The 26,407-nt window shown below is 71.1% G+C and carries 18 protein-coding genes; 5 read left to right on the top strand and 13 right to left on the bottom strand.

Annotated elements, in window-relative coordinates:
- Nucleotides 1–161 precede the first annotated feature (161 nt).
- Nucleotides 162–3,944: a multifunctional oxoglutarate decarboxylase/oxoglutarate dehydrogenase thiamine pyrophosphate-binding subunit/dihydrolipoyllysine-residue succinyltransferase subunit gene (locus ACIBB8_RS22420; RefSeq protein ID WP_398954700.1), complete on the top strand. Its 3,783-nt coding sequence runs from the start codon at nt 162–164 to the stop codon at nt 3,942–3,944.
- Nucleotides 3,945–4,034: 90 nt separating this feature from the next.
- On the opposite strand, the gene fxsT is transcribed toward ACIBB8_RS22420, so the two are convergent.
- The 8 genes from fxsT to ACIBB8_RS22380 all read right to left on the bottom strand — a co-directional run bounded on the left by fxsT (nt 4,035) and on the right by ACIBB8_RS22380 (nt 17,621).
- Nucleotides 4,035–7,031: an FxSxx-COOH system tetratricopeptide repeat protein gene (fxsT, locus tag ACIBB8_RS22415; protein ID WP_398954698.1), complete on the bottom strand. Its 2,997-nt coding sequence runs from the start codon at nt 7,029–7,031 to the stop codon at nt 4,035–4,037.
- 101 nt (nt 7,032–7,132) lie between these two features.
- Nucleotides 7,133–8,524, bottom strand: a complete 1,392-nt coding sequence (locus ACIBB8_RS22410) for an aKG-HExxH-type peptide beta-hydroxylase (protein ID WP_398954696.1) — start codon at nt 8,522–8,524, stop codon at nt 7,133–7,135.
- Nucleotides 8,521–9,744, bottom strand: a complete 1,224-nt coding sequence (locus tag ACIBB8_RS22405; RefSeq protein ID WP_398954694.1) for an FxsB family cyclophane-forming radical SAM/SPASM peptide maturase — start codon at nt 9,742–9,744, stop codon at nt 8,521–8,523. The genes ACIBB8_RS22410 and ACIBB8_RS22405 overlap by 4 nt, the downstream gene beginning before the upstream one ends.
- Nucleotides 9,745–9,961: 217 nt before the next feature.
- Complete coding sequence (gene fxsA / locus ACIBB8_RS22400) at nt 9,962–10,171, bottom strand: FxSxx-COOH cyclophane-containing RiPP peptide (protein WP_398954692.1); 210 nt, start codon at nt 10,169–10,171, stop codon at nt 9,962–9,964.
- Nucleotides 10,172–10,297: 126 nt separating this feature from the next.
- The gene (locus ACIBB8_RS22395) at nt 10,298–13,750 is read right to left on the bottom strand and encodes an SAV_2336 N-terminal domain-related protein (RefSeq protein ID WP_398954690.1); all 3,453 of its coding nucleotides are present in this window, start codon (nt 13,748–13,750) and stop codon (nt 10,298–10,300) included.
- Nucleotides 13,751–13,757: 7 nt separating this feature from the next.
- Nucleotides 13,758–14,804, bottom strand: coding sequence for a MoxR family ATPase (locus tag ACIBB8_RS22390; RefSeq protein ID WP_366689446.1), 1,047 nt, complete (start codon nt 14,802–14,804; stop codon nt 13,758–13,760).
- Between the two features lie 115 nt (nt 14,805–14,919).
- Entirely contained in the window at nt 14,920–16,944 is a 2,025-nt protein-coding gene (locus tag ACIBB8_RS22385) for a trypsin-like peptidase domain-containing protein (RefSeq protein WP_398954688.1), read from the bottom strand.
- A 56-nt stretch (nt 16,945–17,000) separates the two neighbouring features.
- On the bottom strand, nt 17,001–17,621 hold the full coding sequence (locus ACIBB8_RS22380; protein WP_398954686.1) for a CU044_2847 family protein: 621 nt from the start codon (nt 17,619–17,621) through the stop codon (nt 17,001–17,003).
- Between the two features lie 681 nt (nt 17,622–18,302).
- Between ACIBB8_RS22380 and ACIBB8_RS22375 the strand changes: the two genes are divergently transcribed.
- On the top strand, nt 18,303–18,482 hold the full coding sequence (locus ACIBB8_RS22375; protein WP_023586593.1) for a DUF6104 family protein: 180 nt from the start codon (nt 18,303–18,305) through the stop codon (nt 18,480–18,482).
- Between the two features lie 62 nt (nt 18,483–18,544).
- On the opposite strand, the gene ACIBB8_RS22370 is transcribed toward ACIBB8_RS22375, so the two are convergent.
- Nucleotides 18,545–19,366, bottom strand: a complete 822-nt coding sequence (locus tag ACIBB8_RS22370) for a hypothetical protein (RefSeq protein ID WP_398954684.1) — start codon at nt 19,364–19,366, stop codon at nt 18,545–18,547.
- Nucleotides 19,367–19,519: 153 nt separating this feature from the next.
- Here ACIBB8_RS22370 and ACIBB8_RS22365 point away from each other — a divergent pair, with 153 nt between their 5' ends.
- Together ACIBB8_RS22365 and ACIBB8_RS22360 are read left to right on the top strand one after the other, a co-directional pair.
- Entirely contained in the window at nt 19,520–20,377 is an 858-nt protein-coding gene (locus ACIBB8_RS22365; RefSeq protein ID WP_398954682.1) for a DUF4097 family beta strand repeat-containing protein, read from the top strand.
- Between the two features lies 1 nt (nt 20,378).
- On the top strand, nt 20,379–21,365 hold the full coding sequence (locus ACIBB8_RS22360; protein WP_398954680.1) for a helix-turn-helix transcriptional regulator: 987 nt from the start codon (nt 20,379–20,381) through the stop codon (nt 21,363–21,365).
- Nucleotides 21,366–21,515: 150 nt separating this feature from the next.
- Here the strand turns inward: ACIBB8_RS22360 and ACIBB8_RS22355 are convergent, their stop codons facing one another.
- The 4 genes from ACIBB8_RS22355 to ACIBB8_RS22340 form a co-directional block, all read right to left on the bottom strand.
- Nucleotides 21,516–22,088, bottom strand: coding sequence for a Clp protease N-terminal domain-containing protein (locus ACIBB8_RS22355; RefSeq protein WP_398954678.1), 573 nt, complete (start codon nt 22,086–22,088; stop codon nt 21,516–21,518).
- The gene (locus ACIBB8_RS22350; RefSeq protein WP_014154112.1) at nt 22,088–22,297 is read right to left on the bottom strand and encodes a sigma factor-like helix-turn-helix DNA-binding protein; all 210 of its coding nucleotides are present in this window, start codon (nt 22,295–22,297) and stop codon (nt 22,088–22,090) included. Before ACIBB8_RS22350 ends, ACIBB8_RS22355 begins: the two co-directional genes overlap by 1 nt.
- A gap of 243 nt (nt 22,298–22,540) precedes the next feature.
- Nucleotides 22,541–23,506, bottom strand: coding sequence for a zinc-binding dehydrogenase (locus ACIBB8_RS22345; protein ID WP_398954675.1), 966 nt, complete (start codon nt 23,504–23,506; stop codon nt 22,541–22,543).
- Nucleotides 23,507–23,694: 188 nt separating this feature from the next.
- Nucleotides 23,695–24,918, bottom strand: a complete 1,224-nt coding sequence (locus ACIBB8_RS22340; protein WP_398954672.1) for an NADP-dependent malic enzyme — start codon at nt 24,916–24,918, stop codon at nt 23,695–23,697.
- 524 nt (nt 24,919–25,442) lie between these two features.
- Between ACIBB8_RS22340 and ACIBB8_RS22335 the strand changes: the two genes are divergently transcribed.
- On the top strand, nt 25,443–26,399 hold the full coding sequence (locus ACIBB8_RS22335; RefSeq protein ID WP_398954670.1) for an ABC transporter substrate-binding protein: 957 nt from the start codon (nt 25,443–25,445) through the stop codon (nt 26,397–26,399).
- The last annotated feature ends 8 nt before the right edge of the window (nt 26,400–26,407 follow it).

The raw sequence follows: 26,407 nt of genomic DNA, 5'->3' as shown, positions 1-26,407 counted from the left end.
CGGAACCAAGCTTGTTTCCCGCCATTTCCTGCACCGAAACCCGCTCTTTGATGTGACTTGCACGACGAAGACCGGCCCGGCCTGCATGGAACGGTCAGGGAGGCGTAGCCTTGATTTCCGCTGTCCATCACCTTGTGAAGCGGAAGAGGGCGGTTACCGCCGTGTCGTCTCAGTCCCCCAGTAACTCAAGCATCTCGACCGACCAAGCCAGCCCGGGCACGAGCCCGGCCACGGCTTTCGGCCCCAATGAGTGGCTCGTCGACGAGATCTACCAGCAGTACCTCCAGGATCCCAATTCGGTCGATCGCGCCTGGTGGGACTTCTTCGCCGACTACAAGCCGGGTACGTCCGGCGCGGCGGACAAGCCCGTTCCCGGCGCCGCCGCCGCGGGGGCTGTGGTGCCCCCGGCCGCCACCGCGCCGGCGCAGGCCCCGGTCGCCGCCCCGGCGAAGCCCGCGGCTGCCGCTCCGGCCGCTGCCCCGGTGGCCCCGGCCGCGCCCGCCGCTCCGGCCGCGCCCGCCGCTCCGGTCGCGAAGGCCGCCGCGCCCGCCAAGGCGGCCCCGGCCACTGCCGCCGAGGGCCCCGAGTACGTGACGTTGCGCGGCCCGTCCGCCGCCGTGGCGAAGAACATGAACGCCTCCCTGGAACTGCCGACGGCCACGTCCGTCCGCGCCGTTCCGGTGAAGCTGCTCTTCGACAACCGCATCGTCATCAACAACCACCTCAAGCGCGCCCGCGGCGGGAAGATCTCCTTCACCCACCTCATCGGGTACGCGATGGTGCAGGCCCTCAAGGCCATGCCGTCGATGAACTACTCCTTCGCGGAGAAGGACGGCAAGCCGACCCTGGTCAAGCCGGAGCACGTCAACCTCGGTCTGGCCATCGACCTGGTGAAGCCGAGCGGCGACCGCCAGCTGGTCGTCGCGGCCATCAAGAAGGCCGAGACGCTCAACTTCTTCGAGTTCTGGCAGGCGTACGAGGACATCGTCCGCCGCGCCCGCATCGGCAAGCTCGGCATGGACGACTTCACCGGAGTCACCGCCTCGCTGACCAACCCCGGCGGCATCGGCACCGTCCACTCGGTGCCCCGCCTGATGCCCGGACAGGGCCTCATCATGGGTGTCGGCGCGATGGACTACCCGGCGGAGTTCCAGGGCACCTCCCAGGACACGCTGAACAAGCTGGGCATCTCGAAGGTCATGACCCTGACCTCGACGTACGACCACCGCGTCATCCAGGGCGCCGCCTCCGGCGAGTTCCTGCGGATCGTGTCCCAGCTCCTGCTCGGCGAGAACGAGTTCTACGACGAGATCTTCAAGGCGCTGCGCATCCCCTATGAGCCGGTCCGCTGGCTCAAGGACATCGACGCCTCGCACGACGACGATGTCACCAAGGCCGCGCGGGTCTTCGAGCTGATCCACTCCTACCGGGTCCGCGGCCACGTCATGGCTGACACCGACCCGCTGGAGTACCGCCAGCGCAAGCACCCCGACCTGGACATCACCGAGCACGGCCTCACCCTGTGGGACCTGGAGCGGGACTTCGCGGTCGGCGGTTTCGCCGGCAAGACGCTGATGAAGCTCCGCGACATCCTCGGTGTGCTGCGTGAGTCGTACTGCCGCACCACCGGCATCGAGTTCATGCACATCCAGGACCCGAAGCAGCGCAAGTGGCTCCAGGACCGGGTGGAGCGCCCCCGCCCCAAGCCGGAGCGCGAGGAGCAGCTGCGGATCCTGCGCCGCCTCAACGCCGCCGAGGCGTTCGAGACGTTCCTGCAGACCAAGTACGTCGGCCAGAAGCGATTCTCGCTGGAGGGCGGCGAGTCCGTCATCCCGCTGCTCGACGCGGTCATCGACTCCGCCGCCGAGGCCCGCCTCGACGAGGTCGTCATCGGTATGGCCCACCGCGGCCGTCTGAACGTCCTGGCGAACATCGTCGGCAAGTCGTACGCGCAGATCTTCCGGGAGTTCGAGGGCAACCTCGACCCGCGGTCGATGCACGGCTCCGGCGACGTCAAGTACCACCTGGGCGCCGAAGGCACCTTCACCGGTCTGGACGGCGAGCAGATCAAGGTCTCGCTGGCCGCCAACCCCTCGCACCTGGAGGCCGTCGACCCGGTCCTCGAGGGCATCGCCCGCGCCAAGCAGGACCTCATCAACAAGGGCGGCACGGACTTCACGGTCCTGCCCGTCGCGCTCCACGGCGACGCGGCCTTCGCGGGCCAGGGCGTCGTCGCCGAGACGCTCAACATGTCGCAGCTGCGCGGCTACCGCACCGGCGGCACCGTGCACGTGGTGATCAACAACCAGGTCGGCTTCACCGCCGCCCCGGAGTCCTCCCGCTCCTCGATGTACGCCACCGACGTGGCGCGCATGATCGAGGCGCCGATCATCCACGTCAACGGTGACGACCCCGAGGCCGTCGTCCGGGTGGCCCGGCTGGCCTTCGAGTTCCGGCAGGCGTTCAACAAGGACGTCGTCATCGACCTCATCTGCTACCGCCGCCGCGGTCACAACGAGGGCGACAACCCGGAGTTCACCAACCCGCAGATGTACACCCTGATCGACAAGAAGCGCTCGGTGCGCAAGCTCTACACCGAGTCCCTCATCGGTCGCGGCGACATCACGCTGGAAGAGGCCGAGCAGGCGCTCCAGGACTTCCAGGGCCAGCTGGAGAAGGTCTTCGCGGAGGTTCGCGAAGCCACCTCGCACCCGGCCCAGACCCTTGTCCCGGAAGCGAAGCCCGAGTTCCCGGTCGCCGTCACCACCGCGGTCTCCGCGGAGGTCGTGAAGCGGATCGCCGAGTCCCAGGTCAACATTCCGGAGCGGATCACGGTCCACCCGCGCCTGATGCCGCAGATGCAGCGCCGTGCCGCCTCGGTGGAGAACGGCACGATCGACTGGGGCATGGGCGAGACCCTGGCCATCGGTTCGCTGCTGATGGAGGGCACCCCGGTCCGGCTCGCCGGCCAGGACACCCGCCGCGGCACCTTCGGCCAGCGCCACGCGGTCCTCGTCGACCAGGTGACCGGCGAGGACTACACCCCGCTGCTCTACCTCTCCGACGACCAGGCCCGCTACAACGTCTACGACTCGCTGCTCAGCGAGTACGCGGCGATGGGCTTCGAGTACGGCTACTCGCTGGCCCGCCCGGAGTCGCTGGTCATCTGGGAGGCCCAGTTCGGTGACTTCGTCAACGGCGCGCAGACCGTCGTCGACGAGTTCATCTCCTCGGCCGAGCAGAAGTGGGGCCAGACCTCGGGCGTCACGCTGCTCCTGCCGCACGGCTACGAGGGCCAGGGCCCGGACCACTCGTCCGCCCGCCCGGAGCGCTTCCTCCAGATGTGCGCGCAGAGCAACATGACGGTCGCCATGCCGACGCTCCCGTCGAACTACTTCCACCTCCTGCGGTGGCAGGTGCACAACCCGCACCACAAGCCGCTGGTCGTCTTCACCCCGAAGTCGATGCTCCGCCTCAAGGCGGCGGCGTCCAAGGCGGAGGAGTTCACCACCGGCGGCTTCCGCCCGGTGATCGGCGACGACTCGGTCGACCCGAAGGCGGTCCGCAAGGTCGTCTTCTGCGCCGGCAAGGTCTACTACGACCTGGATGCCGAGCGCGAGAAGCGCGGTGTCAAGGACACGGCCATCATCAGGCTGGAGCGTCTGTACCCGCTGCCGGGTGCCGAGCTGCAGGCCGAGATCGCCAAGTACCCGAACGCCGAGAAGTACCTCTGGGCCCAGGAGGAGCCGGCCAACCAGGGCGCCTGGCCGTTCATCGCCCTGAACCTGATCGACCACCTGGACCTGGCCGTCGGCGCCGACGTCCCGCACGGTGAGCGCCTGCGTCGCATCTCGCGGCCGCACAGCTCCTCCCCGGCGGTCGGCTCGGCCAAGCGCCACCAGGCCGAGCAGGCGCAGCTGGTCGCCGAGGTCTTCGAGGCCTGATCAGCGGCTGTACGTACGAAAGGGCCCGGCCCCGCGAGGTGATCGCGGGGCCGGGCCCTTCGGCGTGTCGCCGTTCCTTCGGTGACCGGATCAGATGATCGGCGGCTCGAAGTCCCAGTACGGCCGGTTGCGGGACCGCGCCGAGACCGTGTGGACGTGCTGAGCGCCCAGCGTGGCGACGAGGTCGCCCAACGCCTCGCTCTCGACCTTGTCGGCCCGTTGCCTCTCCCGCATGCCCCGCAGGTCCGCCGCGTGGGCGATCCGGGCGGAGAGCGTGAGTGGATGAGTCCGGCCGAGGGTCTCGGTGGCCCGTGTGACGCAGGCGTCGGTGAGCGCGGCGGCGGATTCCGGGTCGCCGACCAGGTTGCGCAGTGCCGATGCGTTGATCGCGCAGCCGAGCACCCATGGGTGGTTCTCGCCCACGGCCCGCGTCAACTGGTCAAGCGCTTCTTCGGTGAGCAGGTGGGCCTGGTCCCGCTCGCCGACATTGCGCAGGATCAGCGCGTGGTTGGCGCGGGTGCCGGCCACGTACGGGTGGTCCTCGCCGAGCATCGTGGTGTATCCGTCGACGACGTACTCGCTTATGGTCCTGGCCTGGTCGATGTCGGCGTGCTCGCGCGCGAAGAAACTCTGACTGGCCGCGAACATCAAGGTCAGCGGGTCGTTCTCACCCAGTACCCGCTCGCTGCGCTCGAGGACCCGGGTGAACGCGGGCGCCGCCTTGCCACGTTCGCCCTGGCGGTAGCGGCAGAGCGCGAGGTTGTGCTCGGCGAGCAGCGTCTGGGGATTGTCCTCACCCAGGACGATTCGGTGCACCCGGGCGCTCTGCGCCTGGAGCGATTCGGCCTCGCTGTAGCGGCCGAGCAGTCGGAGATCCGTGGCGTAGTTGATCTCGGAGATAAGAGTCCAGCTGTGCCGGGCCCGCAACAGCTGCCGCCGCGCCTCCAGAGTGCGCCGGTTGAGCTCCCTGGACTCTTCGTACCGGCCGAGCAAGCGCAGCGAAATCGCCAGGTTGTTCTGGGCGTTGACAGTGCGGGAGTCCTGCTCTCCGAGCAGTTCGCGGTAGGTGGCGAGGATCCAGCTGGACATCTCCAGCGCTTCCTCGTAGCGGCCGAGACCCCGCAGGTCCGCGGCGAGGCCATTGGCGGCCCGCAGATGTTCGAGGTCCTGTCCCCCGCGCTCGGTGCGCAGATGGTCGACCACGGCCCGCTCCATGGCCTCGGTGCCCGCGTAGTTGCCGACGGCCCGCATCAGGTTGGCGTAGTTGTAGCTGAGGTCCCAAAGCCTGGGGTGAGTTTCGCCCAGTAGTTCGCGCCACGCCGTCATGGCGCGGCCGCCGAGCTTGATGCCCGCCCTGTACTCACCCGAGAAGTACATGTAGCGCAGGCAGTTGAGGACCAGGGTGTGCACTGCGGGATCGGTGCTCTCCAGGACGCCGGCCCACTTCAGATGAGGGGTGATCTCGGCGTACGCGGGCCATTGCGTGGCGTCGATGGGCCGTCCGGGGTCGGCGGCTGCGAGAGCCCGTCGGACGACGTCGATGAATTCCTTGCGGTCCCGCTCCGGCATGTCCTTGCCCACGATCTGATGGACCATGCGGTGCAGATAGAGCGACTCCCCCGATGACGAGGCCTCCTCGTCCACCGACTCGTGGGACTCCAGCCGGACCACGGAGTACTGCCGCAGCTGGCCGATCGCCCTGTTCCAGAGCAGCGGATCGTTCATCAGGCCGGTGAGCTGTTCCGGCAGCTCACCGGGCGGCATCTCCTTCAGCAGCCGTACGGGAATGGAGCCCGGCGCGAAGAAGCTGCACAGCCGCAGCAGGTCGATGGATTCAGGGACGGTCTCCTTGAGCTTGTTCAGCAGTATTGACCAGGCGGTCTGGAAGGCGATCGGAAAGTCTCTGGAGACCTTGACGACGTCCTGGTCGATGCCGCCCTGGAGGAGTTCGATGTACTCCTCGATCGACATGTCGGAGTCGTTGAGCCAGCCCGCTGTCTGGTCGAGCAGCAGCGGAAGGTCCTCCAGCGCCTCGGCCAGCTCAGCGGCCTCGGTGTGCGTCAGCCGTGGAGCCCGACGGCGGATGAAGGCCACCGACTCGTCCCGGCTGTAGATCGGCACCTCGAGAAGGTTGCTGTTGTGCTCGCCCCATTCCGGATTGCGAGAAGTGATCAGGACGTGTCCCGGACCGGTCGGCACCAGGTCCCAGATCTGTTCGGGGTCGTCGGCTCCGTCGAGGACGAGGAGCCAGTGGGAGTACGGTTCGCCACGGCGCAGCGAGTCCCTGACCGCGCGCAGCCGTTCGCCGTACTCGGCGCCGGTGGACAGGCCCAGTTCCGGGGCGAGTTCGGCGAGTTTCTGGCGGTAGAGGGCGCGGCGGTCGGCGGGGACCCACCACACGACGTCGTACTCGGAGCCGAACCGGTAGACGTACTCCGCGGCAAGCTGCGTCTTGCCGACGCCGGGCATGCCGTGCAGCGTCACGACACCCGCGCCGTGACCTGCCTCCTGAAGTGCGTGGTACGCCTCGTTGAGCAGCCCCTCACGGCCGGTGAACCGGGTGTTGCGGCGCGGCACTCCGCCCCACACCTCGGGGGTGTCGGCCGGGAAGCGTGGCCCGGGCTTCGCGTCGGCGGGCTGCGACTCCGGGTCGGCGGTCAGGTCGAGGCGAGCGAGCATGCGCCGCTCGGCCTCGTCCGCACCGACGTTGGTCAGGTCGGCCGCAGCGAACACGGAGGTGGCGCCGGGCATGACGGCGGCGGAGATGGATACGGCTGCGAAGCGCTCGGCATCGGGGGCGACCACTTCGCGCAACGCCCTGTTCCACTCGCCGTGGCTGCGGGGGCCCAGTTGGAAGTACCAGTCGCTGAGAATGACGAGGATGCGGCCGGGGGCAAGCATCAGGTCCTGCAGCGAGTCCTCCAGCGGCGTCTCCACCGGGGGATCCCAGCGCTGGAACACGACGCGCACACCACGCCGTTCGAGACGGTCCCCGATCCAGGCCGCCCAGGCCCGGTTGAACCCGGCGAAGCTGATGGTGACGGTGGACGCCCCCTTTGCTCCAACTTGCTTACGCGCTACGGGCATTCAACCGTCTCCCTGCATCGATATAAGCCCTATTAACATACACCGGCGGCCGCAGCGGACGTCGTTCTGCGGCCCGCCGCCGCTTGATCTGTGGCACCCTGTCACGCTCGTTCGGAATGGTTCCTCTGCTGCCATATCACCCGGGCCGTGGCCACGTACGCCCTCGCGCGAGCCAAGTGCCCCATTGGGGGCGGCCAATCCGCCAGACGGTGGTAGAGCGTGATCATTTCGTTGACGATCACACGGCCTTCGGGAGTCAGTGCGCCGGATCCGGCGAGCACGGGCAGGACAGCGCCGACCTGCTCACGGCGGCGGGCGTGCTCGGACCACGCAAGATCACGCTGGGTGAACGTGGCACGTTCAGCGCCGAGTGCGAACCGCTGCCAGTAGTCGGCGAGCGCGATGTGCGAATAGGCCCCTTGGAGCAGTCCGTCGAAGGGCCGCGGGTCGGGGCGCCAGGGTGCGAAGTACCGGGGTGCGGTGTCCTCGTGGTGCAGGGGCACGAGGACACCGAGCGCGGCCAGCTTGGCGTGCTGGAGCTCGTGCACAAGGGTCGAGGCGAAGTGAACGGCCCCGGCTGGCCTGCTGCCGAGGACGGCCCCGAACGCCTCTCGCCGGGTGCCACTGCAGTGCGCGGCGCCCTCGCCGGAGGAAGCGGACCCGGGTGGCGGGGCCAGCGGCACCAGGCAGCGCAGCAGGACAGCCGCTTCGACCGACCGGTGGTCGCCGCCGATCCGGAGTAAAGGCTCCACGCCCGACCAGGACGCGCTCCAGGCCTTGCGCCCGTCGTCGTCGAGGTGGATGGCGCCACTCAGTCCATGGCGCTCGAGACCGCCGCCCGCGGCGCGGTACGGGTCGAGATCGTCCAGCTGCACGGGGCTGCCGCCCGGCAGTACGGCGGGCAGCGCGGGCACAGGCAGCCAGCGCGGGTCCAGGGAGCTCGCGACGCCGGAGTCGACCCGTACGGAGACTTCCGCCGAACGCCCTCGGCGGAGCCTCACCTCCCCGCCTTCCGCCGAGAGATCGACCGTTCCCGGGCCCAGCTGGGCGACGCCGAGCATCGGCAGATGCAGCACTGCGTCGCGCGCGGTGAGCCGTGTCGCGAAGGGCAGCCCGGCGCGGATTGCCGCCGCGGCGGCCAGCGCCCCCAAGTGGCCCAGATCGGTGCGGAGTTCCGGGACCGGTCCGCCGGCGGTGAGACCGTTGAGGCAGCGCTCGGCCCAGGGGCCCACGAGGGGATAGAGCAGTACGGAGCGTGCGGCGGCCCGGTCGGTGCGCTCGGCCGCCGCCAGCAGCGCCCAGTCCTCGTGGAGCCGGTCGAGCAGGTCCGGCGGGCAGACAGTCACGGGGGCGGCCGCCGCCGTGTCGAGCAGGGCGCGCAGCAGGACGAGCCGACGGGTGTCCTGATCGCGGACGAGTAGTTCCAGGGCCTCTGCGTCGCCTTCGGTGCGGCCGAGTTCGCGCAGCACGCGGTGGGGAAGAGCGGGACTCATGAGGGGTCTCCTGCGGTCGCTTCGGCCAACCGGTCCGCCACATGGCGGACCAGTCGGTCGAGGTCGGCGCAGTAGACGGAGGGGTTGGCGAAGCCGTGTCCTGCGCGGTAGCGGTGGGCGTAGTGGCCGCCGCCGCAAACGGTGAGCAGCGGGCACGTGCGGCAGACGGCGGCGAGCGCATCGGCGCCGGCCTGGCGGGCTGCGACAGAGGGGTGCCGCAGAGCATCGTCGAAGGTGTGGCGGAAGATGTCGAGTCCGGTGGCCGCGGCCATGTCATAGGCGGACTTGAGGGAGTCGATCTGCTCGATCGTGCCGTCGGTCTCGACCACGATGGCGTTGACCGGGTCGAGTCCGAGCGATTCGGTGGCGGCGGGCAAGCCGAGCAGGAGGGCAAGGCACTCCTCGAAGAGCCTGACCTTGGTCTCCCGTCGCCCGGCCGGCCACCAGCGGTCGAAAACGGCGCACAGCCAGTCGCCGTAGGGGGTGGGACGTCCGATTCCGCCGGGGTGCGCGGAGTGCGCCAGGTGCGTGGCGGGCAGGCCGGGCGGCGGGGTGGTCCAGTTGCCGTGCGGCAGCAGCAGATCCAGGCCCGGTGGGCGCAGGGCGAGCAGCGACTCGTACACCTCCACCGGGTCGGTCCGCGGGTCGACGACGGTGAGGACACCCGCATACGCCTGGGGGTGCCGGTCGGCGAGCAACCGGGCGCCGCGCGAGGCAGCCGGCCAGGAGGGGCGTCCCGCATGGTCGGTGCGCTCGGTGTTGTGGGCGGGCAGACCGCCGTCCAGGCTGATGCCGATGCTGATCCGGTGCCGGGCCAATGTGGCGACGCGCGCGTCGGTGAGCAGAGTGGCGTTGGTCTGGACAGTGGTGCGTACGGTGCAGTCGCCCGGCGCCCGGTCACGCACCCGGTCGGCGAAGGCGGCCAGCCGGTCGGCACCCGCGAGCAGGGGTTCCCCGCCGTGCAGCACGAGGGCGACCTCCCGCAGCCGGTGAGCCGCGGCGTGTTCGGCGATACGCGAGGCGGTGTGCTCCAGGACTGCGGGCGAGGCGGCGGACGGGCGGTCGCGCCAGGACTGGTCGGGGCCCTCGTACAGGTAGCAGTAGCGGCAGGCCAGATTGCAGCGGCCGTGCACCTTGACGATGAACTGTCCGAAAGGGACGGGGGTGCGGCTCACAGGGCCGGTGCGCCACGGCACGCGAGGGGTCGCCTGTCGGGACAACCTGGCACCCCCTGTTGCACGGACCTTTGGGACAGCTCCTGCATACGGTTGCGTGGACGGCCCTCGGCGCCGGCCCGAAGCGAGTATCCCTGGCCCTCCGGGAGGGCAAACCCAGCCGGTCTGCGACGTCCTGTTCGACGGAGTCCGAGGCCGAAACCATGCGGGTCGGCTCGGCTCCGGACGCGTTTCGGCGGCCGATCCGTCTGACTCAGGTCGTTCACAGCGCGCTGGTGAATCCCCACAGCATCTCCCGCGGCTGGTTCGCCCGGCCCCGCAGATCCGCCACCACGGCCGCGAGGACCGGATGGTCCAGCGTCCGCAGGGTTTCCAGGTCGAGCTCCAGCAGATCCGGCAGTTCCGGCAGCTCACCGCCCGGCCCCTCGGCTGTCGGCCGGCTCGGCTCGTACACCTCACACGACTCGCCCATCACGCCTCCCCGTTCACGTTACCGTCGCACCGTTCTCGCGGTCGCACGCCCACCGTCGAGCGAACACCGCCAAGCCCGTGTCCCTGACCCTCGTACCACTACACCCCGGCGCACACCGTTGTGCGCTCAGCGCTCCAGCTCGGCCAGCCGCTCGGCGGTCGACTCGCCCGCCGCGCCGCCGCCGTTCGGCAGTTTTCGCCATTCGAGGACGGCCGCCCGGTACGCCTCGCGCGCGGCCCGGGGACGCCCCGCCTTCTCATACGTCATACCCCGCCAGTGGTTGGCCATAGCACCCAACTCCACTGCCTCTTGACACTGTTGTGGACTCTCCAGATCCGCTTCCGCGGTGCGGGCGGACTCGGCTGCGTCGCGGAACGCCTCGGCCGCGTCGTCGAGCCTGGCCGGCCGCTGCAGCACCCGCGAGGCATCGAGATGGGACTGCCCCAGCGCCAGCCAGCAGCGCGCCGCGGTCAGCGGATCGCGGGCCTCCTGCGCGGCAAGCCCGAAGAGGTGTTCGGCCTCCCGCAGATCGACCCGGTCCTCGGTGGCCCGGTGCCGCAGCATCAGGGCCCGGCCGAGCATCAGCAGCCGCTCGGCCTGGCGCGCGCTGCCCGACGGCGTCTCCGTACGGCAGTCGCGCAGCACCCGCACCGCCGCGCCGATGTACTCGTGCCCGTCCGGCAGTTCGGCACGCCGCAACAAGGTCCCGCCCCATTCGGCGAGCAGATCCGCATGGGCCCGGGAGTCGCGCGGGACGCCGCGGGAGGCGCGGGCGAACCATTCGGCAGCCGCCGCGAGTTCGTCCGGTGCGTCCAGCTGTTCGTAGCGGGCGACCCGGACCCGGCCCGCCCTGGTCTGGAGCGCGGCGCGCTGACGCTGTTCCCTGACGGTCACCAGCGCCTGGTCGATCAGGGTCGCCGCCTCGTCCGGTTCGCCGCCGGAGGCCAGCAGGGCGTCCACCAGGTCCAGCAGGATCCGTACCTCGGTGCCCAGGGTGTGCCGGCCGCCGCCCGCCCCGAACGCGGTGCGCAGTGAGCGGGCCGCCTGCCCCGCGTACACCCGTGCCTGTTCGGTGTCGGCGGTCGCCCCGGCCAGTTTGAGCAGGGCCCGGCCGTGCGCCAGCGGCAGCGTGGCCGGACGGTTCTCCTGGTCGGGCCACACGTCGGCGAACGCCTCCAGCATTCCTGCCGAGGCCTGCAGCAGGGCGCTGTCGCCGCCGAGGCGCCACTGCGCCTCCAGGGCGCGTACCCGCTCCAGGGTGAGCCGCAGCGCCTCGCCCGGGTCGAGGCCGGGGGCCGCGCAGGCGACCGTGTACTCGCGGTCGGCACGTCGAAGCAGGGTCAGTGCGCCGCGCCGGTCGCCGCGCCTGCGCCGGTCGTCGGCCGCGGCGTGCAGCACCTTGGCCAGCACCGCCCGTTCGCGTACCGCGCCGGGATGCGCGGCGGCCCGTTCCGCGGCGTTCTCGGCCTCGCGCAGGAGGTCGTCGCCGCCCTGGACCTCCCACAGCCGCAGCACACAGCGGGCGTACTCGGCCCACAGTTCGGGGTCGGCGCCCGGGTACCGCTCGCGCTCGGTCGCGCCCCGGAGCAGCTGCACGGCGTCGATCAGGTACTGCACCATGCTGTCCGAGTCGAACTGGCGCAGGAGTGCGCGGGCGCTCTCCACCGCCGTGTGTGTCGTCCGGCCGGGGGTGTCGCGGCCGCCCCGGTCGCCGTAGAACGCGAACTGCTCGGGCAGGGGCATGAAGCGTTCCAGCACGCGGGCCGCGACCTCGGCGAAGGGATGGGGAACGCGCGACCCGCCGTTTCCGTCGCTCTCCCCGCTCTCGTCCCCCTCGTCGTTCTCTGCGTTCGGCCCGATGCCGCCGCTCTGCGTGCGGCGGCCGAGGTCGGTGGTGTAGGAGGATGCGCGTCGGCCGTCTCCGAGCTGGGCGAACGCCAGCGCGGGGAAGTTCGGGCCACCCTTGCCGAACCGCTGTTCTATGTACTCCGAGCAGTGCTTGAGCACGAGCAGCGCCTCGTCCCGTCCCAGCGGTCCGAGCAGTGCCTCCTGGACGCCGGGCGCGAACTCGTACCACTGTCCGTCACCCGCGCCGTCGCCCTTGCTCCGTGAGATCAGTCCACTGAGCAGCACCTCGGCGAGTTCGGAGGGGCCGGAGTCGGGCAGCATCGTCCGCTGCACCAGCTGCATCACCGGCAGATACAGCGGCGCCGCGGCGAGGTAGACCGCGAGCTGCCCGGCGACCGGCGAGGCCGCCGAGCGGAAGCGGCTGACCAGCTGGAGCGAGGACAGCCGGTCGCCGGGGCGTGGTGCGGGCGCGGCGGGCTGGTCGGCCCTGACCCAGCCGACCGCCCCGGAGACCCGGCCGGCACCGGTGCCGGAGAGCAGTCGCGCCCAGGCGGCGAGCGCGCCCGCCACGGGCGGGAGTACGGGCACGGCGAGGGCGCCGGGACGCGCGGTGGGGGCCCCGCCCGCCTCCTCGGTGACCTTCAGGACCGCGGCACCGGAGAGCCCTTCGCCGCGGGAGAGCGCACCGAAGGTCACCGGCAGCCGGGTGCGGTTCCACATCCGCTGCGGCAGCGGCTGCAGTACGGCGGTGGGGGCCTGCCGGGCCAGCTGGTGGAGCAGCCGGTGGGCGCGCCCGCTGTGCCAGAGCGGTCCGGCGCAGTCGCTGACCAGGACGGTGACGCGGCGCCCGGTCGGATCGCTGAGCCGGTCCGCGGAGTTCAGCGGGGCGGCGGCCGGGTCGGGACTGCGGCTGACCGCGCAGGAACCGTCGGGGCCACGGTGCAGATAGCGCACCTGGACATCCCGAAAGGCACCCAACTGGCCGAAGATCTCCTGGAATTCGCCGAACATCCGGTCCCAGACGCGCATCGACGAGGAGGCGTCCATGACGAACTGCAGCAGTGCGTCGGCGCGGGACACCCCGCGGAACACCGGGATGATCAACCCTCCTGCGCGGGCGCTGAGTTCGGCGGTTGCCGTCTCGTCCAGGGTGCGGCGCAGGGGTGGCGCGGCAGGGCGATAGCGCTGCAAGGGACGTAGGGCTCGCTGGATTTCAAGAGGTGCGGGCAGGGCGGGGGCGGCGGGCACGCCGAGGGTGAGGGTGGCGCCGCTGCGACTCCGATGGCCGTGCGGCCCGTCGCCCTCGCGCTGCCCGTCGCGGTGCGGGACGGAGTCCGCGGGAGGTACCGGATACAGAGCTATCCGGCGGTCGGTGGCCGCGGGATCCCCCTGCTCCGCGGGCTCGTCGTCGTCCGGTGCGGCGCCCGTGCCGTGGGCGCGCCCGGCCGTGGTGCGGGCGGACGGTGCGGCCGGCCCTGCGTCGGACAGCTCGGCGCGTGAGAACGGCACGGCGGGGCCGCCCTGCTCCTCGGCCCCTTCCGGCGTGTCGGCGCGACGGGTCCATCGGGCGAGCCACAGGGCGTCGCAGAGCTGTTCGGCGTCGGGGTCGAGCCCGGCCTCGCGCAGCCGGGCGACAAGTGCGGGCAGCAGGCCTCCGTCGTACGGCTCCGGTTCCGCAGGGGGCCCTCCCCCTGCTCCGTCCGGGCCGTGGCGTGCCGCGGCGTCGGACATCAGCGCATCACCTCGGCCTGTCGAGTCGCTGGATGAGCAGGTCGGCCAGCCGGTCCCGGCCGGCGGGGGCAGCCGCGTCGGTGAGGTAGATGGCATTCAACAGCTGGTCGGTGGCGAGGAGTTCGCTGCGCGACCGCTCCAGGAAATGGGCGATGAGATCGTCTCCGGAGCGCGCCGCCTCGTCGCCGAGGTGGGCGCGGACGAAGGTGGCGAGCCGCTGGTGGTCGGGGCGGCCCAGCTCCAGGTGGATGCAGCGCCGCATCAGCGGGGCCGGAAAGTCGCGCTCGCCGTTGCTGGTGAGCACGACGAACGGGAACGCCCCGCACTGCACACGGCCGCCCTTGACCGTCACCTTCGTGCCGTCGTCGGTCAGCACCTCGGCCTCCCCGCCGGGCAGCCGGTCCGCGATGCGCTCCAGTTCCGGAATGCCGAACTCGCCCTCCTCCAGCACGTTGAGGAGATCGTTCGGCAGGTCGATGTCGCTCTTGTCGAGCTCGTCGATGAGCAGTACGCGGGGCCGGTCGGAGGGCAGCAGCGCGGTGCCGAGCGGGCCGAGCCGGATGTAGCTGCCGACGTTCTCCGCCGCTCCGGAGCCGGCCGCCCCGGCCGCTGCGCCGTGCGCGGCGATCTGGACGTCCTGCAGCCTGGCGATCGCGTCGTAGTGGTAGAGGCCGTCGAGGAGCGTGGACCGGCTGACGATGGGCCAGCGCAGGACCCGGCCGAGCCTGAGTTCATGGGCGACGGAGTGGGCCAGCGTGCTCTTTCCGGCGCCGGGGCTGCCGGTGACCAGCAGCGGGCGCCGCAGGTACAGCGCTGCGTTGATCATTTCGAGTTCCTCGGCGCCGGGCCGGTGGAGTTCGGCGATGTGCCGGTGGCCACCGAGACGCCGGGTGGCGGACCCGTCCGTCCGGTCGCTCCCGGTACCGCCGTCGCCGGGGTCCGGGGCCTCGCGGGCCGCGAAGTCCCGCCAGGGCGGCGGGGAGGGCAGCTGATCGATGCCGTCGTGCGGTTCACCGGCCCCTCGGTAGATGAGCCACTCGCTGGGTTCACTCATAGCGTGTTCCTCGTCGTCACTCGTCCGCCAGGTCCGGTGTGAGGGGCAGCAGCCGTCGAACGCGCCTCACGGTATCGATCCGTGAACTCCCCGGTAAGAGGCCGGCCGACGCTGTTCACGGCGCCTCCAGGAGCTGATCGGAACCGGGGAGCATATGGTGCGGATCGTCATAGAACAGCACGACGCCGTAGGACCAGAAGGCATCGGCACGTTCCGCCTTCACGTCTCTTCTCAGCTCGTGGATCCGCTGCGGCAGCCGGTCGGCGGTGCGGGTCTCCGCGACGGTGTTGAGGGCGCGCCGATGGAATTCGGAGCAGACCCCGTCCGGTTCCCCGGTCCGCCGCCACAGGGCCACCCCGAAGCCGCCGTCGAGGATCCGCATCAGTCCGGCCGTGGTCTCGGGGTCCGGCCGGCCGCCGTACCGGCAGAGGACCGGCACGGTCTCGTACGCCAGGGTGTGCAGCCTCGCCACCTCCGGTACGCGTACCCCCATTCCGTCCTCGCAGTCGACGACTTCGGCCTGCACCGACGAGTTCCGGGTGCCGCTCCAGCGGGCCCTGCGCAGTCTTTCCACGTCGTCGTCCGGCAGCCGCTCCCGCGCCGAGCGGCGGACGACGACCGGGCGCACGGCTCCGAGCGGCAGCCCGTCGGGGGTCACCTTCCAGTTGTCGACGTCCAGGCCGAGCAGCGCCGGTGGGATCGCGACCTGGAGCATGGCGGGGCTGTCGGGTTCGTCGCACCGCCGGAACGCCTCGGCGAGCGGGGCGGCCAGCCGGTCCGGGAGCGCGCCGAGCCCCGTGCCCTGACTGTCCTCGGCGACGGGCAGGACCTCCCCCGTGTGGCGGGCAACGCCGATCCGCCAGTCGTAACGGTCCCGTTCCCAGCCCCTCGGTTCCAGTTCCAGCAGGACGAAGGCGCGTTCGCCGTACCGGGTCGGCTCGCCCCTCGGCTCGGGGGCCCGCTGGTGTTCCTGGTCCCGGCTCTGCCGGACGGCGCGCCAGTGCAGCACGAGTTCCTGCCGGAAGTCGCGGGACAGGTCCTCGTCGGCGATCCGTTTCACCCATTCCCACAAGGACTTCGTGGCGGCCCGGGTGGACGGCACGTCGTACGGGCGGTCGGCGGCGAGGACGCCCATGCAGTAGCGCAGGATCAGTTCGAGTGCGGCGTCGCGGTCGCGGACGCGGGCGTCGTACAGCGCGCCGAGTCCGTCGCGCCAGCCGCGCGGCGCCGGACGGAGATCGCGCGCATGAACGTTCGGCAGGCCGTCGAGCATCCGCAGCAGATTGCGGGTGCTGACCGGCGGCGGGAACTCGGCGAGCCTGCCCAGGAGGTCGATCCGCCGCTTGGGGCTGAGCACCCGGCCGGTCGGGCCGGGGAGCTCGCTCTGCACATCGGCCCAGGTCCGCTCGGTGGACGCCGGGCTGTTGTGCCGGTCGGCGTGGTAGCGGTCGTGGGCGTGGAAGACGGCCTGGTACGTGTCGTCCGTCTCGGTCTCCACGGGTCCGGCGGGCACGGTGAGGGAGCGGAGCCGCTCGATTCCGATGGCGGTGCCGCCCTGGTGGCCGTCGAGCCGCGATTTGATCACGCCGACGACCTCGCCGCGGGTGACGTCCACGACGGGCCCGCCGGACATCCCGGGCGCCAGCCAGTCCTCGGCAAGCCGGATCTGCTGGTCGGCATCGGCCCAGCCGCCGAAGGTGCCCTTCACCTCGCAGTCGCCGCTGAGCGTCGTCAGCCCGCCGCCCGGGGCGGGCGCCCAGCCCACGACGCGGACCTTACGGCCGCGGAGCATGGCCTCCGAGCGCTCGGTGACGTACACACAGGGGTGCTCGACGGGCCGCCGCAGCTGAATGAGTGCGAGGTCGGGCGCGGGCCAGCCCTGGGCGCCGGCCGGCCGGGTCTCGGGCAGCGCGGCGAGCACCACGCCGGGGACCTCGGTCAGCCCGGCGTCGTAGGGGTCGGCCCTGAACAGCACGTTCACCTCGCGCCCCTCCCCCTGCATGGCGACATGTGCACATGTGAGGACCCAGCTCGGGGCGATGAAAAAGCCACTCCCCAAGAAGCCCGGGCCGGGTTCGTCAGTGGCATACCCGTCCCCCCGGCGATGGATGCGTACGGTGGCGTCCCGCACGAGGTCCATGAGCGCAGCCTCCTCCGGCCCCGGACCCCTTTCTGCGCCCCCGGCGGTCTCCTCCGTCATGACCCGCCGCCGTCGGAGGTCGCGGCACCGTCGGGGTGCGCCGGTGAGCCGGGGGATGCTCCGGCGGACGCATCGTCCGAGGATGCGGGGGCGTGCGACGGCGGGGACGCGCGGTCGGGCCGCGCGGGTGCTGGTCCCGGCGGCACCGGTGGTGCAGGCGGGGCGGCGGGTGCGGGCGGGGCGGGCGGGATGGGCGGCATGGGTGGCGCGGCGGCCTGCGCGGGCACCTGCGGCGTGATCGGCGGATCGGCGGCCGGGCCGCCACCGCTCCAGGTGAGCGTGACCTTGATGGCGCCCTTGGCCTCCCCGTCCGCGAGGAGTCCGACCACTTTGCCGGCCTTGGCGGTGAGCTCGATACCGAATTCGACGCTGACCTCGTCCGGCCGCACGGCCCGCAGCGGCTCGGCGAGCGAGCGCGCGACGCTGGTCACCACCCCCTGCAGGCTCTCCACCCGGGCCTGCACCTGGTCGGCGAAGTCCGAGAAGCCGGTGTCCGTGTAGGACGGCCCGTTCCCGGCCGACTGCTGCTCAAGTTCCTCGGCCCCTGAGATGCGTGCCCAGACCGGTGTGCCGTCCGGCATCTCAATGCGTGCAATACGGGCCCCGCTGTCACTCATGACACCCCCGTTCCCCGAACTCCCCGCAGGTTAACGGCAGTACGCGATCGATGCGATGCACATCCGTCAGGACGCCGTGGCCGGGCGCACCGGTTCTCGGACGTTTCCCGGCCGGATTCCGTCGCCCCCGCCGAGGGTTCCGGCGCCCGCGCTCTCGGCCCCTGAGGGCTGTCACCAGGCATTACGGCCTCCCCCGCGGCAGGGAGTGGATCAGCGAGCGGCGTCCTGCGGCTTCGGTGGCAAGGCGGAGGACGGAGTCGACGCGGAGCATCGGTGACCGACAACAACGCCGCAAGCCCAGTCGCAGGGCGGCGGGAGCCCACTCCCTGCCGCGGGGAGGCCGTTACGGGCGCCCCCGCGGCAGGAAGTGGATCAGCGAGCGGCGTCCTGCGGCTTCGATGGCAAGGCGGAGGAGGGAGTCGACGCGGAGCGTCGGTGACTGACGACAACGCCGCCGGCGGAGTTGCAGGGCGGCGGGAGCCCACTCCCAGTCGCGGGGGAGGCCGTTACGGGCGCCCCCGCGGCAGGGAGTGGATCAGCGAGCGGCGTCGTGCGGCTTCGGTGGCAAGGCGGAGGAGGGAGTCGACGCGGAGCGTCGGTGACTGACGACAACGCCGCCGGCGGAGTTGCAGGGCGGCGGGAGCCCACTCCCTGCCGCGGGGAGGCCGTTAAACTTGCGCCATGTACTTCACCGACCGTGGCATCGAGGAGCTGGAGAAGCGGCGCGGCGAGGAGGAGGTCACTTTCGAGTGGCTCGCCGAGCAGCTGCGTACGTTCGTCGACCTCAATCCCGATTTCGAGGTGCCCGTCGAGCGCCTCGCCACCTGGCTGGCCCGGCTGGACGACGAGGACGAGGAGTAGGGCGACGCCCCAGGGCGCGTCCGCCGGGCCCCGTCGGCCGGGATCAGCCCCCGCATCCCGGATCAGCGACCGTCGGCCCGGATCCGGTCGCACGCAAGACCGAGTGCCCCGTGCACGATCAGCAGCGCTCCCGCGAACGCCCACCCTCCGCTGCGGCGCCCGATCCCCCAGGTGACGAGCGGCACTCCCGCGGCGAGCTGGGCGGTGGCGAGTGCACGCGCCTTGGGGCCGCGCAGCCACGGGCCGAGTCTGCCGCTCTCGACCGCGGCGAGTTCGGTCTTCAACGCGTCGCGCCAGCCCGCCCAGGCGATCCGCTCCGTTCCGGGCCTGCTGTCGGCCGAGGCGTGCAGCCGATCAGCGGGTTCGCCGGGATCGAGGCCGGCCGGGAGGGTCAGTCCGATGCGGGTGAGTGCGGCGAGGAGACCGCGCAGCCGGGTGCGGGCGTCCGCGTCGGGATCCGGGCGGGTCAGCGTTTCGAGCCGCTGGACGTCCAGGACGGGGTCGAGCCCGAGCCGCGCGGCAAACGTACGCATCGCCTCGCCCTCACCCGCCGGAGTCCCGTCCGCCAGCCAGATGTATCCGACGGGCCGCCGGAAGTCGGACGCGAGCGTGTAGCCGGCCCGGTCGCCGTCCCACCACAGCGCGAGAACCGGCCAGGTGGAGCCGACCGCGAGCGCGGTGGCCCAGCCGCCCACCACACTGTCGACCGGCTGATCCCCTTCTCCCCCGTCCCGCCAGGGCCTTCCTTCCGGCACCAGGACGCTCCACCCGTCTCCCGCGGGCGCGAGCAGCATGCGTTCGCGCAGCAGATGGGCCACCGGCCGTACGGAGTCGGGTCCGGCCCGGCAGAGCAGCAGCGCACCCACGGGTGATGTCGCGTTCACAGCTCACACCGTAGGGCAATTTGCCCACACTTGACGTCATTTGATCACCTCAGGCCACCCCGCCCTCCCTTGACTTCCCCGATCCGCGATATATCGTGTCCTTCAAGAGACGCGATATGTTGCGTCACGGCGCGTTCCTGGGAGGTCAGATCCATGCCTGTGTCGACGTGGGCCATCGCCGAGCCTCAGAAGCTCACCTTCGACGACCCGGTGACGGCACTCAGCGTGCGCATCGTCAACGGCACCGTCAACGTCGTCGGCACCGATGAGCCGACCGCGCGGCTGGAGGTCTCCGCGATCGAGGGCCCGCCGCTCAATGTGACGCAGAAGGACGGCATCCTCACGGTCGCCTACGAGGACCTGCCCTGGCACGGCTTCCTGAAGTGGTTCGACCACAAGGGGCGGCACCGCAGCGCGGTGGTCTCGCTCGCCGTGCCGGCCGGGTCGACGGTGGAGCTCGGCACGGTCGGCGCCGGAGCGCTGGTCTCGGGCATCCGGGGACGTACGGACGTGCGCGGCATCACCGGCGACACCACGCTCGTGGGCCTCGGCGGCACGGTCCGCGCGGACACGGTCTCCGGCAGTGTGGAGGCCCAGTCCGTCACCGGAGAGCTTCGCTTCAAGTCGGTCTCCGGCGATCTGACGGTCGTCGAGGGCGCCGGGACGGTGGTACGGGCCGAATCGGTCAGCGGCAACATGGTGCTGGACCTGGACCCGACCGGGAAGCCCACGGACATCCGGCTGACCACGGTCTCCGGCGAGGTAGCCATCCGGCTGCCGCACCCGGCGGACGCGACGGTCGAGGCGAACACGGCCAGCGGCGCCGTCTCCAACAGCTTCGAGGATCTGCGGGTCGGCGGCCAGTGGGGGGCGAAGCGGATCACCGGGACGCTCGGCGCAGGCACCGGGACGCTGAGGGCCACGACCGTGTCGGGGTCGATAGCCCTGCTCCGCCGCCCACCGGCCGAGGACGATCCGTACGACGCCGAGTCGACCGGAAAGGTGCTCTGACATGCCCTCCGTATTCGCTCATGGGCGGCTCCGCCTCTACCTTCTGAAACTCCTGGACGAGGCGCCCCGTCACGGCTACGAGGTGATCCGGATCCTCGAGGAACGTTTCCAAGGCCTGTACGCACCATCGGCGGGCACCGTCTATCCTCGCCTGGCCAAGCTGGAGGCCGAGGGTCTCGTCACGCACGCCACCGAGGGCGGTCGCAAGGTCTACTCGATCACCGACGCGGGCCGCGCCGAACTGGCGGACCGCGGCGGCGAACTGGCCGATCTGGAGCTGGAGATCCGCGAGTCGGTCTCCGAACTGGCCGCCGAGATGCGGGACGACGTGCGGGGCGCGGCGGGGAAGCTGCGCAGCGAGATGCGCGCGGCAGCCGGCGAGACCCGGCACACCTCCGCCACCGGGACCAGCGCGAAGGGCGACCGGGGCTCCCCGTTCGGCGACTTCACGGACTTCGGCGACAGCGAGGCCTGGCGCACCGCCAAGGAGGAGCTGCGCAAGGCCAAGCAGGAGTGGAAGGAGCAGGCCCGCCGGGCGAAGGACGAGTCCCGCCGTGCCCGCGAGGACGCCCAGCAGGCGCGCCGCCAGGCCAAGGAGGCCCAGGAGAAGGCGCGCGAGCAGATGCAGAACGCGGCCCGGCAGGTCCAGGAGCACTTCGCCCGGGGTGACTGGCCCACCGGCGTACGGGAGGGGCTGGCCGAGATCACCGGCCGCCTGGCCGGCTACGCCGGGACGACCGGCCGGCCCCCGTACATCAAGCCCGAACCGGCGGCCGCCGACCCCGACTGGGGCAAGGAGACGGGCACGACGGGCGACCCGGCCCGCGACCTGGACCGCCTGCTCGACCGCTTCCGGGACGACATCCGCGACGCGGCCCGCGACCGGGGCATCACGGAGGACCAGCTGGTCGAGGCCCGCCGCCATCTGTCGACGGCGGCGGCCGGCATCGGCGCGCTCCTGCGGAAGGGCGCCGACGCCAAGGAGTGAGCAGTGGCGGGGGGGGGCCCCCCCCCCGCCCCCCCCCACCCCCCCCCCCCCCCCCCGCCCCCCCCGCGCCCCCCCCCCCCCCCCCCCGCGGGCCCCCCCCCCGGGGGGGGGCGGGGGGGGGGCCCCCCCCCCCCCACGTCCACCACATCCCTACCCCGCCTTCGCCTGCCCCTCGGCTCCCCCGGCACCCTCCCCATACAGCGCGCGGGTGACCGCCTCGTGCGTCGCCCCGTGCTCCGCCAGCACATCGGCGACCACACCGGGCGTGACGGTGAACGCCAGCAGGATGTGTTCCTCACCGATGAAGCGGTCACCACGCCCTACCGCGACCCGCAGGGACTTCTCCAGAATCGCCTTTGCGCCCCGGGCGAAGGAGGGCCGCCCGGACCGCCCGCGGCGGTCCTCAGCCAGGGCGCCTGCACCGTGGGCGTCCTCGATTCGGGTGACGATCTCCGTCACATCGATGCCGATGCCGGCGAGTGCGTCCGTGTCGGCCTTGGTCAGCCCGCCTCGTCGACGGGCCTCGGCAAGCGCCGTCTCCACCGAGGCGCGGCAGTCGGTCAGCCCGAGGGCTGCGACAGCGAAGGCGGCCCGGCCGCCCTGCTGGTCGAGCAGGGCGAGCAGCATGTGCTCCTCGGTGACGGAGTCGGAACCGGTCTTCTTGGCCTGGTCCACGGCACCGGTCACGACGGCGCGGGCACCGCCGGTGAATCGCTCGAACATCAATGCCTCCCGTACTTCTTGTGGACGGCCTGTCGACTGACGCCCAGTTCGGCCGCGATCTCCTGCCACGACCAGCCCTGGACGCGAGCACTTCTGACTTGTACGGCTTCGAGCTGCTCCAGCAGCCGCCGCAGGGCGGCGACGGCTCGCAACCCGACGCGCGGGTCGCGGTCGCCGGCGCGTGCGGCGAGATCCGTTGCTTCGGTCATGATGTCAACTTACATTGACACGTCGCCCATGTCAACCATGGTTGACATGATCCGCGCCGCGGGCCGACAACGGAAGCGCGGGACGCACACGGGTTGAGTGAGGCGTTCGGCGATGACCCGCCGCAGGCCGGCCTGCGCGCGTCGGCAAAGTGACAACTGCCGCCATGAGGCCCCGACGGCACGCATGGCGGCAGATCTCAGCAGCAGGATCGACGCATCATCTCTGTGTCAGAGAGCGGCACTTCAGGATGTGGTGAGTACGATCTTTCCGAACTGGTCGCCCGAGGCGAGCCGCTCGAACCCCTCGCGGGCGCGGTCCAGCGGCAGCACCTCGTCGATGACGGGCCGCACTCCGGTCGTCGCACAGAACGCCAGCAGGTCCTCCAGCTCGTCCTTGGACCCCATCGTCGAACCGACAACCTTCAGCTCCAGGAAGAAGATCCGGGTCAGCTCGGCGTGCGAGGGCCGGTCGCCGCTGGTCGCGCCGGAGATGACCAGGGTGCCACCGGGGCGCAGCGACTTCACCGAATGGGACCAGGTGGCCGCGCCGACCGTCTCGATGACGGCATCGACGCGCTGCGGCAGCCGCGCGCCGGGCTCGTACGCCTCGATCGCACCGAGTTCGACGGCCCTCTTGCGCTTGGCCTCGTCGCGGCTGGTGGCGTAGATCCGCAGCCCGGCAGCCTTGCCGAGGACGATCGCGGCGGTCGCGACACCACCGCCGGCGCCCTGGACGAGGACGGAGTCACCGGGCCGCACTCCGGCATTGGTGAAGAGCATCCGGTACGCGGTGAGCCAGGCGGTCGGCAGACAGGCGGCCTGCTCGAAGGTGAGCTCCTTCGGCTTGGGCAGCACATTCCAGCTGGGGACGGTGACCTGCTCGGCGAAGGTGCCCTGGTAGCGCTCGGTGAGGATGGACCGGGGCTCGTCCGGGCCGACGCCGTGTCCGGTCTGACCGATGACGGAGTGCAGGACGACCTCGTTGCCGTCCTCGTCGATCCCGGCCGCGTCACAGCCGAGGATCATCGGCAGCTTGTCCTCGGCGAGGCCGACGCCACGGAGCGACCAGAGGTCGTGATGGTTGAGGGAAGCGGCCCGGACATGGACGGTGGTCCAGCCGGGGCGCGCCTCGGGAGCTGGGCGCTCGCCCAGTTCAAGGCCGGTGAGGGGGTGGTCGCGGTCGATGCGGGCTGCGTAGGCGGCGAACATGGCCCTGACCCTAGGCGCGAGGCGGGTGCGGCGGAACCGGCGAGAGGTGTGACGTGGCCCGCGTGGCCGTACCGGGGCGCGGGGCACCGCTCGGCCTCGCCGGCGTTCGAGGCATGGGGCCAGGGGCCGGGCCCGGGTACGGGAAGGGGCGGGGCGGGGGGTCCGCCCCGCCCCGCCCCGCGCTCACCTCAGCGGCGCGCCACGCCCTCCGCGCGTGCCGCCGCGGCAACCGCGGCCGTCACCGCGGGAGCAACCCGCTCGTCGAACGGCGAGGGAATCACGTAGTCCGCCGCCAGTTCGTCTCCCACCACATCCGCCAGCGCAGTCGCCGCGGCGATCTTCATGCCCTCGGTGATGCGGGACGCCCGCACCTGCAGCGCACCGGCGAAGATGCCGGGGAAGGCCAGCACGTTGTTGATCTGGTTCGGGTAGTCCGACCGGCCCGTCGCCACGACCGCCGCGTACTTGTGCGCGATGTCGGGGTGGACTTCCGGGTCCGGGTTGGCCATGGCGAAGACGAACGCACCGGGCGCCATCGACGCGACCGCCGCCTCCGGCACCGTACCGCCGGAGACGCCGATGAAGACGTCCGCGCCGACCAGTGCCGTCTCCAGCGAACCGGAGATGCCCGCCTTGTTGGTGATCTCCGCGAGCTCACGCTTGACGTCCGTCAGGTCCTCGCGGTCCCGGCTGACGATCCCCTTGCGGTCGGCCACGGCGACGTCACCGAGCCCCGCCTCCAGCAGGAACTTGGCGATGGCCACCCCTGCCGCCCCCGCGCCGGAGATGACGCCGCGCAGGTCGCCGAGGGTCCGCCCGGACAGCTTCGCGGCGTTGCGCAGCGCTGCCAGGGTCACCACGGCCGTACCGTGCTGGTCGTCGTGGAAAACCGGGATGTCGAGCCGCTCCTGCAGCCTGCGCTCGATCTCGAAGCAGCGGGGCGCCGAGATGTCCTCCAGATTCACGCCTCCGAACGACGGTGCGAGCCGGACGACCGTCTCCACGATCTCGTCCGCATCGGTCGTCGCGAGCGCGATCGGCACCGCGTCGACCCCGCCGAACTGCTTGAAGAGGATCGCCTTGCCTTCCATCACGGGCAAGGACGCCTCCGGTCCGATGTCTCCCAGCCCGAGCACCGCGGTGCCGTCCGTCACGACGGCGACGACCTGCGACTTCCAGGTGTAGTCGTGAACCAGCTCGGGATTCTCCGCGATGGCGCTGCACACCTTGGCAACGCCTGGTGTGTACGCGAGGGACAAGTCGTCCTTGTCGCGCAGCGGGACGGTGGCCTGCACGGCCATCTTCCCGCCGCGGTGGAGCGCGAAGGCCGCGTCGAACGGCTCATCGGTGGCGCTCCCGGTATTGCTGTCAGTCGTGCTGTCGCTGCGAGGATTGACGATCTCCGCTGCCATGGTGATGACCCCTTAAGTCTTCTTTGCCTGAGGGTGGCCACTCCTGGTTGAGGAGGGGTGGGCGGGCACCGCGTCCGTTCCCTGCAGTGAGCGGTTGGCCCGCTCCGGCAGGGGGAGGTACGTACGCGCGGGCGCGCCGCACACGCGCCCTGAGCCCCGGATGAGGGGTGTAAAGGTCTTTCTTACCGGACGGACCGCATCCCGGACGAGTTCAAACCGACGCGGTGACGTGCCTCATAGTCGAATATCTGGACAAGTCGACTAATCAACCAGATATCCGTCCACCAGTCGAGACGCGCCGAAGATTCTCCGGCCGGAAGAAGAAAACCCCATAGAAGGTCCGGCCTTGATGTACCGGCCTACTGAGGTTCGGGGATCGCCCGTTACCCGATTTTGACATGACTGGCCCCCTGTTTGGGCTAGTCCGAATGGCAAGATGCCGTAACCATACGAGGCGGCGACATCCGACGATGTGTGCCATACCGCCTGGCAACTCCACCCTCACCCGCCGGAGGAACCCGATCATGACCGCTCGCACCACCCGTCGCACGACCGCAACGTCCCGGATTGCAGCGGTCTGCGCCATCGCGGTCGCCGGCACCATGCTGCTGACCGCCTGTGGCGACCAGACCAACTCGGACACCACGACGACGGGCAGTGGCACCAAGAGCGCCGCTCCCCTCTTCGACAAGCTGCCGGCGGACGTCAAGAAGGCCGGTGTCATCAAGGTCGGTACGGACGCCACGTATGCCCCGATGGAGTTCAAGGAGGGCGAGAAAATCGTCGGTGTCGACCCCGACATCGCCGCGGCCCTCAGCAAGCAGCTCGGCGTGAAGGTCGACTTCACCTCGGGCACCTTCGACACCCTGCTCGGCGCGCTGCCCACCGGCCGCTACGACGCCGTCATGTCTGCCATGAGCGACACCAAGGCCCGCCAGGAGGGTCTGGACGACAAGGGCAAGAAGACCGGTACGGGTGTCGACTTCGTCGACTACTTCACCGCCAGCACCGGGATTCTGGTGAAGAAGGGCAACCCGGAGGGCATCAAGTCGGTCGACGATCTCTGCGGCAAGCAGCTCGCCGTCCAGCGCGGCACGACGTACGAGACGGCCGCCAAGGACCTGTCGGCCAAGTGCGTCAAGGACGGAAAGAAGAAGATCTCCATCGAGGCCTTCTCCACCGACGCCGAGGCCCAGACCCGAGTCAAGTCCGGCGGTGCCGTCGCCGACCTGAACGACTCCCCGGTCGCCGCATACATCGCCAAGACCGCAGGCGGCGGCAACGACTTCGAGGCCGTCGCCAACAAGTCGGACGCCGGACCGTTCGGCATCGCGGTGGACAAGAAGAACACGCAGCTCCGTGACGCCCTCAAGGCCGCCCTGGACGCGATCATCGCCGACGGCACCTACAAGACCGCTCTCGACAAGTGGGGCGCCGCCGACGGCGCCGTCACCGAAGCAGCCATCAACGGCGGCTCCTGACCCGCGTA

The sequence above is a fragment of the Streptomyces sp. NPDC051286 genome (assembly GCF_044455345.1).
GTDB lineage: Bacteria > Actinomycetota > Actinomycetes > Streptomycetales > Streptomycetaceae > Streptomyces.
This window is presented reverse-complemented; position numbering and strand designations above follow the sequence as displayed.